General features: G+C 54.0%; 18 protein-coding genes. All 18 read right to left on the reverse strand.

Annotated elements, in window-relative coordinates; all coding sequences use genetic code 11:
* Positions 1-5: 5 nt before the first annotated feature.
* The 18 genes from recO to plsX all read right to left on the reverse strand — a co-directional run bounded on the left by recO (position 6) and on the right by plsX (position 16,465).
* Positions 6-845: a DNA repair protein RecO gene (recO, locus tag TSA66_RS20415; RefSeq protein ID WP_040041338.1), complete on the reverse strand. Its 840-nt coding sequence runs from the start codon at positions 843-845 to the stop codon at positions 6-8.
* A gap of 87 nt (positions 846-932) precedes the next feature.
* The gene (gene era, locus TSA66_RS20420; protein ID WP_040041339.1) at positions 933-1,835 is read right to left on the reverse strand and encodes a GTPase Era; all 903 of its coding nucleotides are present in this window, start codon (positions 1,833-1,835) and stop codon (positions 933-935) included.
* Entirely contained in the window at positions 1,832-2,797 is a 966-nt protein-coding gene (gene rnc / locus TSA66_RS20425) for a ribonuclease III (RefSeq protein WP_040041340.1), read from the reverse strand. The genes era and rnc overlap by 4 nt, the downstream gene beginning before the upstream one ends.
* A 15-nt stretch (positions 2,798-2,812) precedes the next feature.
* A complete protein-coding gene (locus TSA66_RS20430) occupies positions 2,813-3,202 on the reverse strand; it encodes a DUF4845 domain-containing protein (RefSeq protein ID WP_040041341.1) in 390 nt (129 codons plus the stop codon).
* A 19-nt stretch (positions 3,203-3,221) separates the two neighbouring features.
* Complete coding sequence (gene lepB, locus TSA66_RS20435) at positions 3,222-4,133, reverse strand: signal peptidase I (protein ID WP_040041342.1); 912 nt, start codon at positions 4,131-4,133, stop codon at positions 3,222-3,224.
* Positions 4,130-5,923: a translation elongation factor 4 gene (gene lepA, locus TSA66_RS20440; RefSeq protein WP_040041343.1), complete on the reverse strand. Its 1,794-nt coding sequence runs from the start codon at positions 5,921-5,923 to the stop codon at positions 4,130-4,132. Before lepA ends, lepB begins: the two co-directional genes overlap by 4 nt.
* Before the next feature lie 267 nt (positions 5,924-6,190).
* Positions 6,191-6,442, reverse strand: coding sequence for a glutaredoxin family protein (locus TSA66_RS20445; RefSeq protein WP_040042814.1), 252 nt, complete (start codon positions 6,440-6,442; stop codon positions 6,191-6,193).
* Positions 6,443-6,527: 85 nt separating this feature from the next.
* Positions 6,528-8,015, reverse strand: a complete 1,488-nt coding sequence (locus TSA66_RS20450; RefSeq protein WP_084199786.1) for a DegQ family serine endoprotease — start codon at positions 8,013-8,015, stop codon at positions 6,528-6,530.
* Between the two features lie 20 nt (positions 8,016-8,035).
* Complete coding sequence (locus tag TSA66_RS20455) at positions 8,036-9,073, reverse strand: MucB/RseB C-terminal domain-containing protein (RefSeq protein ID WP_040042816.1); 1,038 nt, start codon at positions 9,071-9,073, stop codon at positions 8,036-8,038.
* Positions 9,074-9,078: 5 nt separating this feature from the next.
* On the reverse strand, positions 9,079-9,726 hold the full coding sequence (locus tag TSA66_RS26375) for a sigma-E factor negative regulatory protein (RefSeq protein ID WP_084199788.1): 648 nt from the start codon (positions 9,724-9,726) through the stop codon (positions 9,079-9,081).
* Positions 9,727-9,795: 69 nt separating this feature from the next.
* On the reverse strand, positions 9,796-10,398 hold the full coding sequence (gene rpoE, locus TSA66_RS20460; protein WP_040041344.1) for an RNA polymerase sigma factor RpoE: 603 nt from the start codon (positions 10,396-10,398) through the stop codon (positions 9,796-9,798).
* Positions 10,399-10,499: 101 nt separating this feature from the next.
* Positions 10,500-10,994, reverse strand: a complete 495-nt coding sequence (locus tag TSA66_RS27125; RefSeq protein ID WP_332309949.1) for a protein YgfX — start codon at positions 10,992-10,994, stop codon at positions 10,500-10,502.
* A 61-nt stretch (positions 10,995-11,055) separates the two neighbouring features.
* Entirely contained in the window at positions 11,056-12,303 is a 1,248-nt protein-coding gene (gene fabF / locus TSA66_RS20465; protein WP_040041345.1) for a beta-ketoacyl-ACP synthase II, read from the reverse strand.
* Between the two features lie 32 nt (positions 12,304-12,335).
* A complete protein-coding gene (gene acpP / locus TSA66_RS20470; protein ID WP_040041346.1) occupies positions 12,336-12,575 on the reverse strand; it encodes an acyl carrier protein in 240 nt (79 codons plus the stop codon).
* Between the two features lie 122 nt (positions 12,576-12,697).
* Positions 12,698-13,444 carry a 3-oxoacyl-ACP reductase FabG gene (gene fabG / locus TSA66_RS20475; protein WP_040041347.1) on the reverse strand — a complete coding sequence of 249 codons (747 nt, stop codon included), beginning with the start codon at positions 13,442-13,444 and terminating at the stop codon, positions 12,698-12,700.
* On the reverse strand, positions 13,441-14,373 hold the full coding sequence (gene fabD / locus TSA66_RS20480; RefSeq protein ID WP_040041348.1) for an ACP S-malonyltransferase: 933 nt from the start codon (positions 14,371-14,373) through the stop codon (positions 13,441-13,443). Before fabD ends, fabG begins: the two co-directional genes overlap by 4 nt.
* A gap of 17 nt (positions 14,374-14,390) precedes the next feature.
* Positions 14,391-15,377: a beta-ketoacyl-ACP synthase III gene (locus TSA66_RS20485; RefSeq protein ID WP_040041349.1), complete on the reverse strand. Its 987-nt coding sequence runs from the start codon at positions 15,375-15,377 to the stop codon at positions 14,391-14,393.
* Positions 15,374-16,465, reverse strand: a complete 1,092-nt coding sequence (gene plsX, locus TSA66_RS20490; protein WP_040041350.1) for a phosphate acyltransferase PlsX — start codon at positions 16,463-16,465, stop codon at positions 15,374-15,376. The genes TSA66_RS20485 and plsX overlap by 4 nt, the downstream gene beginning before the upstream one ends.
* Positions 16,466-16,551: the final 86 nt, after the last annotated feature.

Consider the following 16,551-nt stretch of genomic DNA (forward strand, 5'->3'; position numbering starts at 1 on the left):
TGGTTTTATAACTGCATCAAATCTATCAGAATCTGGCGTGTGTTGAGCGGTGCTCCGCCTAAATGGTGCGCAAGCAGAAAGCGCATCAAGAACTTGCTCTGCGCCTGCGTGGTGCTGTCGGTGTAATCCTCGCGCTCCATGTCGAGCAAGGTCTTGCCGGACACGCGCGGCGCCGTATCGGCCGGATGCGCCGGTCGCGGGCCACGTTCGGGATCGACCACGTAGATTTTGCTCTCTTCGACCGGCTGTCCGGTTGCGACGCATTGGGTGAAGTTGCCGCCCACGCCGGTTTCCTTCAACAATGCGCGTTCAAATTTCCGCAGCACGATGGGTGCCGGCTCGTCGTGCGCTAGTTCGTTGAGGGTGGCAATGTAGTGGTCGAATAGTGCAGGATGAGGATCGTCACGCGCCAGCAACTTAACCAGCAACTCGTTGAGATAGAAACCGCACAGCAGCGCCGATTTTTCAAGCGGCAGCAAGCCGCCGATCCACTCTGCCTGGGTCAGCGTGCGCACCTCCGCTTTACCGCTCCAGCCCATGGATAAGGGCTGAAAGGTCTGCAGTACTCCGCGCAGCTTGGAATGCGGCCTCTTGGCGCCCTTAGCGATCAAGGCAACGCGCCCATAGTCGCGTGAAAAGACATCGACGATCAGGCTGGTTTCCTTGTATGGATAGCCATGCAGCACAAATGCCGGCTGGCCGATGACCCGGGTGTCCCGATCAGGAGGTTTGGTGCGCCCCCCATTGGACGAAGGCGCGCGTGATTTGGTGGCGTTATCGGATTGCGGCGGCGCCGGCCTTACTTCACGCAATGCATCGTCGGGCTGACTTGATTCCGGGGTCATACAGTGTGATGCATCCAATCGCGTCGTCGATGGCCGCGTGGGATACGGCTCCTCGTCGACAGTGTCACTTGTCATCCGATATAAGGTCTACTCGTAGCCGTATGCACGCAGACCGGCTTCATTATCGGCCCAGCCCGACTTTACCTTGACCCAGATTTCCAGATATACCGGACCACCAAACAGCTTTTCCATGTCGAGGCGCGCTTGAGTGGAAATATCCTTGAGTTTCGCCCCTTTCTGACCGATCACCATGGCCTTGTGGCTATCGCGATCGACCAGGATAGCGGCGAAAATCCTGCGCAGCCGGCCTTCTTCCTCGAACTTCTCAATCACGACGGTACTAGTGTAGGGTAACTCATCACCGACAAAGCGGAAGACCTTTTCCCGCACGATCTCGGCAGCCAGGAACTTCTCGCTGCGATCGGTGATGTCATCCTCATCGAACATCGGTGCATTGATTGGAAGATGCTTTTGGATTTCTCCTTCAAGCACATCCAGCTGATAGCGCTGCTTGGCCGACACGGGAATAACTGCGGCAAAATCGTGCGCCGCAGCCACCTGCTGAGCGAACGGAAACATCTCCGCCTTTTCCTTGATGCGGTCCGATTTGTTAATAATCAGGATGCAAGGAACGTTCTTCGGAAGCAGGCCGAGCACCTGCTTGTCGGCCGGGCCGAAGGTGCCGGCTTCGACCACAAACAGGATCACGTCGGCTGCCGTCAACGTATTGGTGACCGTGCGGTTCAGCGTCTTGTTGAGCGCATTGGCGTGCCGGGTCTGAAAGCCGGGCGTATCAACATAGACGAATTGCGCGTTTTCCTTGGTCTGGATACCGGTGATCCGATGCCGGGTAGTTTGTGCCTTGCGCGATGTAATGCTGACCTTCGCACCGATGAGCGCATTCATTAACGTCGACTTTCCGACGTTGGGTCGACCGACGATCGCGATATAGCCGCATCGAAAGTCAGTGGGAGCGGCGGGTAATGTCATGCAGTCTTTGATTGGGTGGGAGTTGCCGGAGCAGTTGCTCCTTCGGTAGTGCCTGATTCGGGTTGAACGGCGGGAGTGTCGAGTTTGCTTTCGAACCTCACTTCCGGTTTGGGGATCTTTCCATCCGCCTTCAAATCAAGCTTGGCCTGCTTGGCGTCTGCCTTGACGGCCTTCGCACTCTTTTTCGGTTCGTCCTCGACCGGCGCATCGGGCTGGATGGTCGCGATGCCGGCCAGTTTGAGTTGTGAAGCCTTGGGCCGTGGCTTGCGCCCGGATGCAGTCGTTTTCAGCAAGGCGCTCTGCACTGCTTCCAGAGCCAGTTTTGCGGCAGCCTGCTCGCCTGCCCGCCGACTTCCGCCCGTTCCAAACACCTGAATGTCAAGCTTCGGGACTAGGCACTCGATCTCGAATTCCTGATTATGGGCAGCACCATGGGTAGCAACAACATTGTATTGAGGCAACGCTAATTTTTTACCTTGCAGGAATTCCTGCAGCAGGGTCTTTGCATCCTTGCCCAGTGTCTTTGGATCTACAGTGTCGAGGATCGGAATATAGAGCGAGCGGATCACATCACGCGCTGCATTGAAGCCGGCATCCAGGAAAATGGCCCCAAGCAATGCCTCAAGCGTATCGGCAAGAATGGATGGGCGGCGAAAGCCGCCGGACTTCAATTCACCCTCGCCCAACCGGAGGAAATGGAACAGTTCGAGCCGTTGCGCAATTTCATACAAAGATTGCTGTTTGACGAGGTTTGCGCGCAAGCGTGACAAATCGCCTTCATCAATCTTGTTGTAGCGTTCAAACAAAAGAGATGCAACAACGCAATTAAGCACCGAATCACCGAGAAATTCGAGCCGTTCGTTATGCAGGCTGCTATGGCTACGGTGCGTCAAGGCTTGCTGCAGCAGCGCAGCATCCTTGAATGTGTGGCCTAGACGGTCCTGCAATAACTTTAGATCCATTTGTTCGCTTGTTCTTTATTGCGCCGTTTTCTGCGCTGGCTTGCCGCCCGTGCTAGCCACATAATCGATAACCAGGCTAGTCGGGCCAATCAGGCCAATTCGTTTTTCATATGCAACGCTGACATCGAATCCGTCAGCCGATTTCGTAATCTCCAGATCGCTACCGCTGATCGATTCAATATATCCAGCTTCACGCTGTTTATCGAAAGAAAGTTGAATATCCCGCGCGCTGGTTGCATTGGCCGCAGCGTTCGTCATTGCCTTTTTGATTGCCGTATATTCAATCAATGTGGGAACCACCTTCATTCCCAGCACGACCAATACCGCGATGATGGCGGTTACGAACATAAAGCCGACTAAAGAAAGACCGTTTTGCTTGATTTGAGTTGCTAATCGAAGCTTCATGTGACCTCCCTCATTTTAATTATTTAAAACTGCCTATGCGCCTGAAGTCACCCAGGTTCATCCAGACAAAAAATGCCTTTCCGACAATATTTCCATCCGGCACAAATCCCCAATACCGGCTATCGAGACTGTTATCCCGATTATCTCCCATCATGAAGTAATGTCCAGCTGGGACCGAGCACGCAAATCCTTCCAAATTGTAGCTGCATAGCTCGTGCATCGGAAATGGATCTGGGTTTTGAACATAGGCCGGTGCGCGTTCGTCATTCAGAATCCGGTGCGTCGCTCCGGGCAGTTTTTCCACGTATTGCTTGGAATACGTCAAATGCTCTTCATCCAGGTAGTCCGGCAAAGGCGCATAAGAAACCTCTTTACCGTTCACTGTTAAGCGCTTGTTTCTATAGACAATTTTATCACCCGGCACGCCAATTACGCGCTTGATGTAATCCAGCGATGGATCTTTCGGATATTTGAAGACCATGACATCGCCGCGCTGAGGATTGTTGATTTCAATAATTTTCTTGTTGAGGATCGGCAGGCGAATTCCGTAGGTGTACTTATTCACGAGAATCAGATCGCCGATCACCAGCGTCGGCACCATCGAGCTGGACGGAATCTTGAACGGCTCGTACAGGAAGGACCGCAGGACAAATACGAGCGCAATGACCGGGAAAAAGCTGCCCGAGTACTCAATCCAGGTCGGCTGCTTGAGGATTTCAGATTCCAGCCGTGCACGACTGCTGTTGTCGGTCTTAACACCTTCCTGCTGAAACTTTGCCTGGCGCGCGTCGAATTCAGCCAGCGCAGCGTCGGCCTTGGCGCGTCGTTGCTTGGCGAAGTGGAAGACGTCGAGAGCCCAGATGACGCCGGTGACAATAGTGAGGATGAACAGGATTAACGCAAAATTACCCAAGATTGCTTGCAAACTCATTTATCTTCCACTTGTAAAATCGCCAAGAATGCCTCTTGCGGCACCTCCACCGAACCAACCTGTTTCATGCGCTTCTTGCCCGCCTTCTGCTTTTCGAGCAGCTTGCGCTTGCGGGAAATATCGCCACCGTAGCATTTGGCCAGGACGTTCTTACGCATTGCCTTGACGTTTTCACGCGCAATGATGTTGGAGCCGATCGCCGCTTGGATCGCGACATCGAACATTTGGCGCGGGATCAGTTCACGCATCTTGGCCGCCACGGCGCGGCCACGGTACTGGCTGCTAGAACGATGCACGATGATAGCCAAGGCATCGACCTTATCGCCATTGATCAACATGTCGACCTTCACCACATCGGCAGCGCGATACTCCTTGAACTCGTAATCCATTGACGCATAACCGCGCGATGTGGATTTGAGCTTGTCGAAGAAATCAAGCACGATTTCCGCCATCGGCATTTCATAAGTCAGCATTACCTGCTTGCCATGGTAGGCCATGTTGATCTGCACGCCGCGCTTCTGAGTACATAACGTGATGACCGAACCCACGTATTCCTGTGGCATATAAAGATTGACCGTGACGATCGGCTCGCGGATTTCCTCGATTTTGGAAGGGTCCGGCATCTTGGACGGATTATCCACCATCAAGATGGTGCCGTCGCGCAGTGCCACTTCATAGATCACCGTTGGTGCAGTGGTAATCAAGTCCATGTCGAACTCGCGCTCAAGCCGTTCCTGGACGATCTCCATGTGCAGCAAACCGAGGAAGCCACAGCGGAAGCCGAAACCGAGCGCCTGCGACACTTCCGGCTCATATTGCAGCGCAGCATCGTTCAGCTTCAGTTTCTCCAGGGACTCGCGCAACGCATCGTACTGGTTCGCCTCGACCGGAAACAGACCGGCGAACACCTGTGGCTGTACTTCCTTGAAACCGGGCAGCGGTTGCGCGGCCGGTTTGCCCGCCAACGTAATCGTGTCACCCACGCGCGCCGCCTTCAATTCCTTGATACCGGCAATCACAAAACCCACCTGCCCTGCAGACAGCGATTCGCGCGCTTGCGATTTCGGCGTAAATACGCCAACGCTCTCGGTCAGATATTGAGCGCCAGTGGCCATCAAGGATATCTTATCCTTCGGGCGCAAGGTCCCATTCACGACCCGGACCAGCATCACGACACCAACGTAATTATCGAACCAGGAATCGATGATCAACGCCTGTAGCAACGCGTCGGGATTACCTTTTGGCGGCGGCACCTTAGCGATCAATGCCTCCAGCACGTCCTCGACACCGAGACCAGTTTTTGCGGAGCAGCGTACTGCGTCGCTTGCTTCGATGCCAATTACATCTTCGATCTCGGCGATTGCGTTGTCGGGGTTAGCAGAAGGCAAGTCAATCTTGTTTAGCACCGGAACGACCTCGACATTCAAATCGAGCGCCGTATAACAGTTAGCAACCGTCTGGGCCTCCACGCCCTGCGAAGCGTCGACGACCAGCAATGCGCCTTCGCAGGCCGACAACGACCTGCTCACTTCGTAGCTGAAGTCAACGTGGCCGGGAGTATCAATCAAATTCAGGTTGTAGACCTTGCCGTCCCGCGCCTTGTAGCTGAGTGCTGCAGTTTGTGCCTTGATTGTGATGCCGCGCTCGCGTTCCAGATCCATCGAGTCTAGGACTTGCGCTTCCATCTCTCGGTCGGAAAGGCCGCCACACAGTTGAATGATGCGATCGGCGAGCGTTGATTTGCCGTGATCAATATGGGCAATGATGGAAAAATTGCGGATGTTGTCCATTAACTAAGATGCACACAAAAAAAGCGCTCTGAGCGGGGCAGATTCCCCAAGCGAGCGCCTTAGAGCTGAAGGTTGTTCGATAGTCGGCATTTTACCGGATTTCCGGGGCTAAAGCCCATAACATCAGGGAATACAGAGTCGATTTCACTGAAAATCGGCTCGAAATGCCGTTTCCAATCGGAGTGCAAAGTGACGATACGCCATTTTCAGCGCAGGATAATGCGCAGGCAACCTTGCTGTTCAGGATATGGAACTGGCCCAAGCGGTTTAGCTTTGTGCCAGAAACCCTCTGACTTTCCCTTCATCGAGAAAATAATTACATAACTGTACGCTATTTGCTCCCTTTTTTTGACCGAATAACACTGGCACCAGTTCGTCAAACTGGGCAACCAGCTCGTTATCACTATCAATATCGATGACCTCAACCGTAAAGGGATATTCACCGCTCAACGCTTGCAGCGCTTCCAGCATGTCATCGCAAAGATGGCAGTAGGACCTGGAGTAAAGAACGAAATGCATGGGGGAATTCATTGGCTCTTTCGGCAAACCGGCAAGAAAGATCTCCGACCGACGACCAATCGGAGATCTGCCAGAAATTAATCGTTCACCGTCCGTTGCTGGGCCGAATTGGAACAAACTGCGATGCCTCGCCGCGCCGCACAAGCAAGACGGCCGTCTTTTTAGGATCGAGTTTCGCAACCAGAGCGTTGAACTGCTTGGCATCCTTCACATCAGTATTGTTCAAACGCAGGATGATGTCACCGGAACGCAGTCCGACACGCGCGGCAGCGCCATCCGATTCATCCACAATGACGCCGCCTTCGATCTTGAGCTCTTTCTTCTGCGCCTCGGACAAATCGCTGACGATCAGCCCGAGTGCATTGGCGGTTTGATCAGGCTTGGACTGACGCTCCTCTTTCTTCGCCAATTTTTCCGGCTCGAGTTCGGCGACAGTCAACGTGATATCCCGGCTTGCGCCTTTGCGCCAAATGGTCAACGCTACCCGGGTGCCGGGTTTCGTCGCACCCACCAGCCTAGGCAAATCAGTCGATTTTTCAATCGGCGCACCGTTGTACTTGAGAATAATGTCCCCCGCCTCCAGTCCACCTTTTTCAGCTGGACCACCGGGTTCGACGCGCTGGATGAGCGCTCCTTGGGCACGCGCCAATCCGAGAGATTCCGCGACATCCTTGGTAACTTCGCCGATCTGAACGCCAATTCGGCCGCGAGTAACTTTGCCGGTAGTGCGCAACTGATCCGCCACACGCACCGCCTCGTCGATCGGGACTGCGAATGAAATCCCCATGTAGCCGCCCGAGCGGCTATAGATCTGCGAATTAATACCGATAACCTCTCCACGCATATTGATTAAGGGGCCGCCCGAATTTCCAGGATTAACCGCGACATCAGTCTGAATCAAAGGCAAATATTCGCCGGTATCCCGCGCCTTGGCCGAGATAATACCGGCAGTGACCGTATTATCGAGGCCAAACGGCGAGCCGATCGCAATAACCCATTCACCGACGCGCAACTTGCTCGGATCCCCCATGATCAAACGCGGAAGATCTTTGCCATCGATCTTGACCACAGCCACATCAGTCCGCTTGTCGACCCCGATAATTTTCGCCTTGAATTCGCGCTTGTCCGTAAGGGTGACATAGACTTCGTCCGCGCCCTCCACTACATGCGCGTTAGTCAGGACAAAGCCATCCGCAGAAATAATAAAGCCCGACCCGACTCCGCGCGGCACTTCTTCCTCCTGCGACTGGGGCGCTTGGCGGCGATTACGCGGTGTGCGGTCTGGCTGCTGTTGCCGTGGCATGGGTATGCCAAAAAAGCGACGAAAGAATTCCTGCATCTCCTCATCCTCGCCGCCCGGCATGCCCTGCCCCTGCCTGACTCGCTCCGTAGTGCGGATGTTTACCACAGCCGGCCCCGTTCGTTCAGCCAAGTCTGCAAAATCTGCCGGAACGGTAACCGGAGCAGCATGAGCCCGGGAAATGAACATGTTATTCGTCGTCGGCAACAATGCGTTGAATGTACCGAACAGTGCCATCAACAGAAAGCCTCGAGCAAAGGAGATTGTTTTCATAAAATCCTTACTTATTTTAGCTATTTAGATTTGAATTCAATCGAATTGGCGACTTGCCTGATCGCTGAGGAGGGAACCTCGCCGACGATGGTAAGCCAAAAATCACCGTAACGCTTACCGATAATATTCATTGCTCCTTGCTGCATCGATCCTTCAGTGCGACTTTGCGCTCCGGGTTCGATGAATACCGAAATTGCCGCCAGACCATCTGAAAATACCATTTGAGCAACCTCGTGCTGACTTGGCTGTACACTGACACGAGATCCACGTGAGGTCGCTGTTGCTGAAGGGGACGACGCATCGGACACTATGCGCCTAACCTCCCGTATTTTCCGAAATCCTGGGGGTAACGACTTCACAGTCCATCCAGAGAGATGCGCTTGACTCATTGTCGCGTTTTCCACGTGCCAACCATTGGTATTCGGAAAACTTGGTTTCACACGATTACGGTCGATATTGCCAACCGAGACTTCGGTAAATGCGATTTGCTCGATGGCCTCATGCTTTTCGTTGAGTGTCTGTGCCCGCAACAGTAAGCCAGTCGCTTTATCTGCCCATAAACGATACCCATAGCGAAGATTATCGGTTGGCTCCAAGATAATTGCCTGACAATCACGACCAGCAACGCGTCCTACGACATCTTTCCTGACGTCGTAGTACTCAGCCAAATCAGCCGGATTCATCGCAAGAATGGCAGGAAAGATATCGTGCGTTACGCGCTTCTCGACCAAGAGTGTCTTCACTTCCGGCACATAACAAATGACTTCCTCATTATTGCGTATATACTCGCGCGGTTTGCCATCCAGGATTTCGAGCTTTTCAATCTCATTTTTCCCATCAAGCACATGGGTGATGCGCGACGTCCGCATCTCGTTTGCCTGTTGATATACAAAGGTGCCGGAGTAGTTAAGCTTTTGTGCTGCAACCTGAATCTTCTTCAGCCAACCAAGTGCTTCCCGCTTTTCACTTTGTGGATCGGCATTTTCGGCATTTGCTGAAAAGGCGAGGAGAAGCGACAGGGCAACGACAAACTTAAACAAACCAAATGTTTGCCGCATATGAATCATTTATTAGAATCACTTGCAAATGTTGCTGAGCGTGCGTATTGAGCGCTACTGAAGACCGAAGGAGAAAAGCGCTGATGAGCCAACAAATAATCATCGATGCGCGGATCGCGCAGCACAACTCCCTCCGAGGCGGAAGCAGCAATAACAGCGCCCTGCTCCGTGTCGGGAAAAGCGCTCACAACTTTTCCTGAATCACTTGCCGATGCGACAGCTGTTGGAGTGCTCACGCCAGTCCCGCCTCCATTTAATGCCACCATTAGCTGAGGTGTAGCGATAAATGCCGCCGCAGCCGCGGCGACGGCCGCGACGGCACCGGGCACCGCCCAGCGCCTGATAGGACGAGTCGTTGTATGAGGTCGTGAATCAAAATGGACAGTTTCCGCTTCTGCCTTATGTTGAGTCGGTGGCGCGACAATCGTCGGCTCGCTCTCAAGGCGTGCTGCCATACGAGCCGCAAATCCAGGACTCAGCGAAACAGCCATGTCGTCCGAACGCAACACATCACCAATCTGATGATAAATGTCCCATGCAGCTTTTCCTTCAGAGTGGCGCAATGCTGCCAATGCCAGTTCCACCTCGGGACTAGCGCATTCTCCGTCAGCAAATGCAGAAACCTTTTCCCCTGTCATTTCATTCGTATTCATAAAACCTCGTTCAGGCTGCGCCAATCCCTGTTTTTTCACCCTAAAACCTTGCATTTCCCGGCACTGCCGTTACCAGCGCTTATCGATTGCAGTGCCTAGCAACGGCCTTAATTTTTCTGCGATTGCTTCACGTGCCCTGAATATCCGGCTACGTACGGTACCGATCGGGCACCCCATCGCTTCTGCAATTTCATCGTAGCTCAACCCTTCAATTTCACGCAATGTAATTGCGATGCGCAACTCATCGGGCAAAGCATCCATAGCCACGTTTACGGTCTCGGCAATTTGCTTAGTCGCCAGCATGGATTCAGGGGTATTGATATCCCTCAGGTGTTCGCCATCATCAAATGTTTCCGCCTCCTCGGCATCGGCTTCAGTCGAAGTGGGCGCGCGCCGCCCCTGCGTCACCAAATAGTTCTTCGCAGTGTTGATGCCGATGCGATAAAGCCACGTATAAAATGCCGAGTCGCCACGGAATTGCGGTAATGCACGGTAAGCCTTGATGAAGGCTTCCTGCACGACGTCCTCCGCCTCCGCCTGGTCGCGCACAAGCCGCGACACGAGCCGCATCAGCTTCCTTTGATACTTGGTCACCAAAAGCTCGAACGCCTTTTTATCGCCGCGCTGTACACGCTCGACAAGCAGTTGGTCAATATCGCGTTCTGTCGTCAATCCCCGTTCCCTTGTTTCATTGCAACATGTACGCGGCTAATGTAGTTGACTGGAAGAAATGCAATAAGTTCAATTTATTTTGAACATATTTCAGGAAGTTACTATTCCTGCAATTCACTACGTGTGGCAATCCAACGACATGCAACAGACAGCGCCCGAAAGCTGTCCCGCGAAACGCTATCGGGCAAAATCGGCACGGTCGTTATTTTCCCGTTTTCGGCCTGCAATCGAAGCAACAGCATAGATGGCCAGATCGTTGAATCCTTCAACAATACAACCACTGCTTCTTGGCTTTTTACATGCGGCCGATTTGTGTTCGTACAAGGGCCTGCAGAATCAACTTCGGTGAGGCGAAACTGCCCAGCACCGGAGATATCAATATGTAAGATTTTTCGATGCCGGACACCATGATAAAACCCAAAAACTGAGAGGAAAATGATGGTGGCGCCGAGTAAGGCGCGCGACAAGCGGGGAAGGTCTCCGACTGCATCAAAGACGATGCCAAGTCCGATAGCCGCAGCGCCTATGCATATAGCGCCGACCATCACGAAGAGTATCCGTGACGGTCGCACTATAGCGGATACCGCGATAGACATGATGGAGAGGATGAGGGGCGATTCAATCGCGCCCCTCGATATGAGAGGGGCGCGAGAGGAATTACACCTTGCCGAAGATGAGAGTGCCGTTCGTACCGCCAAAACCAAACGAATTCTTCACCGCGATATTGATAGGCATGTTGCGCGCCGTATTTGCGCAATAATCAAGATCACATGCCGGGTCTTGATTGAAGATATTGATGGTGGGCGGAGACACTTGGTTGTGCACAGCCAATACCGTAAACACCGATTCCAAACCGCCTGCGCCGCCCAACAAGTGGCCGGTCATCGATTTGGTGGAATTCACTACCACCCCCTTGGCACAATCACCCAAGGCCCGCTTGATCGCAACCGTCTCGGCGATATCACCAAGCGGTGTAGATGTACCGTGCGCATTCACGTAATCGACCTGGTCGGCGTTGATTTGTGCATTGCTCATTGCAGCGATCATGCAGCGGCGTGCGCCGTCACCATCCTCACGCGGAGCCGTCATGTGGTAAGCGTCTGCGCTCATGCCAAATCCAAGCACTTCAGCATAAATCTTTGCACCGCGCGCTTTTGCATGCTCGTATTCTTCGAGCACCATGACGCCAGCGCCCTCGCCGAGCACAAAGCCATCGCGGTCTTTATCCCACGGACGGGAGGCAGTTGCCGGGTCGTCGTTACGCGCCGATAGCGCGCGTGCGGCGGCAAAGCCACCCACACCCAATGGCGACACCGTGGATTCCGCGCCACCTGCAACCATGACATCGGCATCGCCATACTCGATCATGCGCGCTGCCGCCCCAATACAATGCAGACCGGTGGTGCATGCAGTAACGAGCGCCAAATTCGGCCCCTTCAGACCGTATTTGATCGACAGGTGGCCGGAGATCATGTTAATGATCGACGCCGGAACGAAGAATGGGCTGATACGACGCGGACCACGGTTGGTCAACTCAGCATGGGTTTCTTCTATCATTGGCAAGCCGCCAATTCCGGAACCGATGATGACGCCGATTCTTTCGGCATTTTCATCAGTCACCGTCAGGCCACTGTCCTGGACTGCCTGTATCCCGGCAGCCATGCCGTAATGGATGAAGGCATCCATGTGGCGCGCTTCTTTACCGGGAATGTAATCCTCGATATTGAAGCCCTTTACCTCACCAGCAAAACGCGTGGAGAAAGGCGTGGCGTCAAATTTGGTGATGGTCGCAATGCCTGATTTGCCTTCGATCAGCGCACCCCATGCGTCAGCAACGGTATTACCGACGGGGGAAACGCATCCGAGGCCAGTCACTACGACGCGACGTTCACGTGAGCGGCTCAAGCGGTTCTCCTAGACTCAATCCAAAAACTCTATTAGGCCTTGACGTGCGCCTTGGCGTAATCGATCGCCTGCTGCACGGTGGTGATCTTCTCGGCCTGCTCGTCCGGAATCTCCATCTCGAATTCATCTTCGAGTGCCATTACCAGCTCAACGGTGTCAAGCGAATCAGCGCCGAGGTCGTCGACGAACGAGGATTCGTTCTTGATGTCGGCTTCAGCCACACCCAGTTGCTCAGCGACGATTTTCTTAACGCGTTGTTCGATATCGGACATATTATCCCTCCAGTGGATTGCAGAAAGTGCGCGCATTTTATCAGGTTTGCGCAATGAAAATTCACTTTTGGCTTCTGTTTTCAATGATGCTTGAACTTCAGCCAAAAGTGTCTAAGTAATGCTTAACTCATGTACATGCCGCCATTGACATGCAGCGTGGTACCAGTGATGTAACCCGCCTGAGGTGAAGCGAGGAAAGCTACGGCCGCCGCAATGTCCTCGGGCTGACCAAAACGACCAAGGGGAATTTGCTGCATCAAGGCGGCCATCTGCTGCTCGCCCAACTCCCTGGTCATGTCAGTGTCGATGAATCCGGGCGCCACACAATTGACCGTAATATTGCGACTGCCGATTTCACGCGCCAATGCGCGACTCATGCCGGCTACGCCCGCCTTTGCGGCGGCATAATTCATTTGCCCCGGATTGCCGGCCGAGCCGACCACCGAAGTGATATTGATGATGCGTCCATGCTTAGCCTTCATCATGCCACGCAGGACCGCGCGCGAGAGTCGCGCCACCGCCGTCAAGTTGGTCGCGATGACAGCATCCCACTCTTCGTCTTTCATGCGCATGGCAAGCTGGTCTTGCGTAATGCCGGCATTGTTGACTAGGATCGACAGGCCGCCGAACTCCTTCTGAACCTGCTCAATCACTTCGCTGCAGCGCTCCGCATCGGTCACGTTGAGCACGACACCCTTGCCGCAGTCTGGCATTACCGCTGACAAGTACTCGGTAATCGCCGCAGCGCCTGCTTCAGAGGTTGCTGTGCCGATCACTTTAGCGCCTTGCTTCGCAAGCTCTTGTGCAATTGCACGACCGATGCCGCGCGAAGCACCGGTAACCAGTGCGACTTGATTATTCAGATTCACTTAAGCAGCTCCAATACTTTGTCCAGCGACGCCTGGTCGGTTATTGCTTCGCCAGTCAGTTCACCATTAATCCGTTTGGTCAAACCTGCCAGCACCTTTCCGGGACCGCATTCGATAACATGCGTAACACCTTCGCCAGCCATTTTTTGTACCGTTTCAACCCAGCGCACAGGGTTAGCTGCTTGGCGCACTAAGGCATCCTTGATCGCTTCGACATCTTGCACGATGGCGACATCGACATTGTTAATCAAAGGAATCTGAGGCGCCGTAAATGCCAGCTTCGCCATATATTCACGTAGGCGATCCGACGCCGGCTTCAGCAATGAAGAATGGAACGGTGCCGACACCGGCAGCGGCAGTGCACGCTTTGCCCCTTTTGCCTTGGCCACGTTGCAGGCACGCTCAACCGCCCCTTTGTGCCCAGCAATGACAACCTGCGCAGGCGCATTGAAATTCACAGCCTCGACCACTTCTCCTTGAGCAGCTTCCGCGCAGGCCGCACGGACTTCCTCATCGGACAGCCCGAGGATCGCCGCCATGCCTCCTTGCCCCACTGGCACCGCCTCTTGCATTGCCTGAGCGCGGAAACGCACCAACGGCACGGCATCCTTGAATGCAATTGCACCAGCAGCAACCAACGCCGAGTATTCGCCCAGACTATGACCAGCGACGACAGCAGGCACCTTACCGCCAGCAGCAAGCCACGCGCGGTAAAAAGCAACCGCAGCGGTCAACATGACAGGCTGCGTATTCGTGGTCAGGTCAAGCGCCTCCTTTGGTCCGTCGGCAATGAGTTTGCCGAGATCGAACTGCAATGCATCGGAGGCCTCGTCCACGGTTTGTTTGACGACTGCATTGCCTGCAAAGCCGCTCAACATGCCAATGGCTTGCGAGCCTTGGCCCGGAAAAACAAATGTGAATTTGGTCATGATTGTTTTTAGAAAAATTACATGCGCACGAGCGCTGCACCCCAGGTAAATCCTCCGCCGACGCCTTCCATCATGACGTTTTGACCGGGCTTGATACGACCATCGCGCACTGCCACATCAAGCGCCAGTGGAATCGATGCCGCAGAGGTATTTCCGTGCTGATCGACAGTAACGACCATCTTGTCCATCGACATGCCGAGCTTTTTCGCTGTCCCTTGCATGATCCGGATATTGGCCTGATGCGGAACGAGCCAATCAATTTGCGACGCGCTCATGTCGGCTGCGTCCAGTGCCTCTTTCGCCACTTTCTCCAGCACGGAGACGGCGAGTTTGAAGACTGCCTGTCCATCCATGTACAAGAAGGCACTGCCATCAACCGCACCGCCGCTAATACTGCCCGGAACGCAGAGGATATTGCCGTGACTGCCATCAGCATGCAATCTAGTTGCAAGGACACCGGGTTCAGTGGAGGCGCTGAGAACAACCGCACCGGCTCCGTCGCCAAATAGCACGCAAGTGGTACGGTCCTCGAAATTCAGAATGCGGGAAAAGACCTCGGCGCCAACGATCAGCACATTTTTGTGTGCACCGGCCTTGATGAAACTGTCGGCGATTGATATCGCATACACAAAGCCACTGCAAACTGCCTGCACGTCGAAAGCAGCGGCACCATTGCTGATGCCCAACTTGCGCTGCACAACACATGCCGTACTCGGGAATCCTCCCAGATGATCGGGCGTGGACGTCGCGACAATGACGAGGTCGATATCATTCGGCTTCAGAGCAGCCATATCGAGTGCGCGTCTGGAAGCCTCCACTGCCAAGTCGCTCGACTGCACGGCCGGCTCGGCATAATGTCGTGCTGAAATTCCGCTGCGCGAAACAATCCATTCATCAGAAGTCTCGACCCCCTTTTCCGCCAGCTGCGCCGCCAGTTCAATATTGGTCACGCGCTTGGGCGGGAGATAGCTTCCCGTACCTACTATTTTGCTATAGCGACTCATGCCGTTTTCTGTTGTGCTAAATCAGACACCGCGGATAAATTTTCGGGTGTGGAAGGAGCGTCGGATTGCGGCATCAAATCCGCAATCGTTTTTGAAATGCGCGAAATGACATCGTAATTGGCGGCGTCGTATGCGCGCTTGATGGCCCATTCATAGCCGTATGCGCTCTCGCCACCATGACTCTTGAAAACAAGTCCGCGCAGGCCCAGCAGGCTGGCGCCGTTATAGCGGGACGGATTCATGCGACGGGAAAACGACCTGAGCGCACCGAATGCGAAGATTGCACCCAGCATGTTGAGCGGATTGCGCTTGAATTCCGAAGTCAGCGCCTTCTTGACGAATCTACCCAAGCCTTCCGACGCTTTCAGCACCACATTGCCAACGAATCCATCGCAAACGACGATATCCGTCGTACCCGCAAAGATGTCATTGCCCTCGACGTTGCCGTAGAAATTGAGGATGCCTCTTTCATGATCGGCGCGCAGCAATGGTGCTGTTTGCTTGACGACTTCGTTGCCCTTGATGTCTTCCTCGCCGATGTTGAGCAAACCCACTGTCGGTTTCGCCTTGCCTTCCAAGGCGGCGACCAGCGCAGTCGCCATCAGCGCGAATTGATGCAGGTGATGCGGCTCGCAATCAACGTTCGCCCCAAGGTCAAGCATATAGGTCGGCGAATCCTTCTGATTCGGCATGGGAAAACAGATCGCGGGACGATCAATGCCCGGAATCGTTTTCAGCACATAACGCGATACCGCCATCAGCGCACCGGTATTGCCAGCCGAAACGCAGACATGCGCACGCCCCTCCTTGACCAAGCTGATCGCCACGCGCATGGAAGAGTCCTTCTTGCGGCGCAAGGCGACTTCGACGGGATCGTCCATCGCAACAATCTCGGTTGCATTGACTATGGATAAACGAGGATGATCGACTGCGTGATGCTTTTTCAGTTCGGCCCGAATAATATCTTCAAGACCGACCAAGATCAGCTCTGCGTCAGGTTCGTGCTTGGCGAAGGAGACGGCTGCAGGAATAGTGACCGACGGGCCGTGATCACCGCCCATGCAGTCAATAGAAATTTTGATTGTCATTGTTTTGACTCAGTACCTCGCCCCTAACTGCTTTAGCGGGCCAGATCCGGTGCGATTCAAAATGACGCAATGCGTTTTTCCAGCAT

The sequence above is a fragment of the Noviherbaspirillum autotrophicum genome, from assembly GCF_000818395.1.
Classification (GTDB): domain Bacteria; phylum Pseudomonadota; class Gammaproteobacteria; order Burkholderiales; family Burkholderiaceae_D; genus Noviherbaspirillum; species Noviherbaspirillum autotrophicum.

Bases quoted from the DNA above. Each gene is read 5' to 3' on its own strand.
- TSA66_RS20445 (WP_040042814.1), bottom strand. From the start codon at position 6,442: ATGCATTTCGTTCTTTACTCCAGGTCCTACTGCCATCTTTGCGATGAC.
- recO (WP_040041338.1), bottom strand. From the start codon at position 845: ATGACCCCGGAATCAAGTCAGCCCGACGATGCATTGCGTGAAGTAAGG.
- TSA66_RS27125 (WP_332309949.1), bottom strand. From the start codon at position 10,994: ATGTCTATCGCGGTATCCGCTATAGTGCGACCGTCACGGATACTCTTC.
- fabD (WP_040041348.1), bottom strand. From the start codon at position 14,373: ATGACCAAATTCACATTTGTTTTTCCGGGCCAAGGCTCGCAAGCCATT.
- era (WP_040041339.1), bottom strand. From the start codon at position 1,835: ATGACATTACCCGCCGCTCCCACTGACTTTCGATGCGGCTATATCGCG.
- TSA66_RS20430 (WP_040041341.1), bottom strand. From the start codon at position 3,202: ATGAAGCTTCGATTAGCAACTCAAATCAAGCAAAACGGTCTTTCTTTA.
- TSA66_RS26375 (WP_084199788.1), bottom strand. From the start codon at position 9,726: ATGAATACGAATGAAATGACAGGGGAAAAGGTTTCTGCATTTGCTGAC.
- plsX (WP_040041350.1), bottom strand. From the start codon at position 16,465: ATGACAATCAAAATTTCTATTGACTGCATGGGCGGTGATCACGGCCCG.
- TSA66_RS20485 (WP_040041349.1), bottom strand. From the start codon at position 15,377: ATGAGTCGCTATAGCAAAATAGTAGGTACGGGAAGCTATCTCCCGCCC.
- lepB (WP_040041342.1), bottom strand. From the start codon at position 4,133: ATGAGTTTGCAAGCAATCTTGGGTAATTTTGCGTTAATCCTGTTCATC.
- lepA (WP_040041343.1), bottom strand. From the start codon at position 5,923: ATGGACAACATCCGCAATTTTTCCATCATTGCCCATATTGATCACGGC.
- TSA66_RS20450 (WP_084199786.1), bottom strand. From the start codon at position 8,015: ATGAAAACAATCTCCTTTGCTCGAGGCTTTCTGTTGATGGCACTGTTC.
- rnc (WP_040041340.1), bottom strand. From the start codon at position 2,797: ATGGATCTAAAGTTATTGCAGGACCGTCTAGGCCACACATTCAAGGAT.
- acpP (WP_040041346.1), bottom strand. From the start codon at position 12,575: ATGTCCGATATCGAACAACGCGTTAAGAAAATCGTCGCTGAGCAACTG.
- TSA66_RS20455 (WP_040042816.1), bottom strand. From the start codon at position 9,073: ATGCGGCAAACATTTGGTTTGTTTAAGTTTGTCGTTGCCCTGTCGCTT.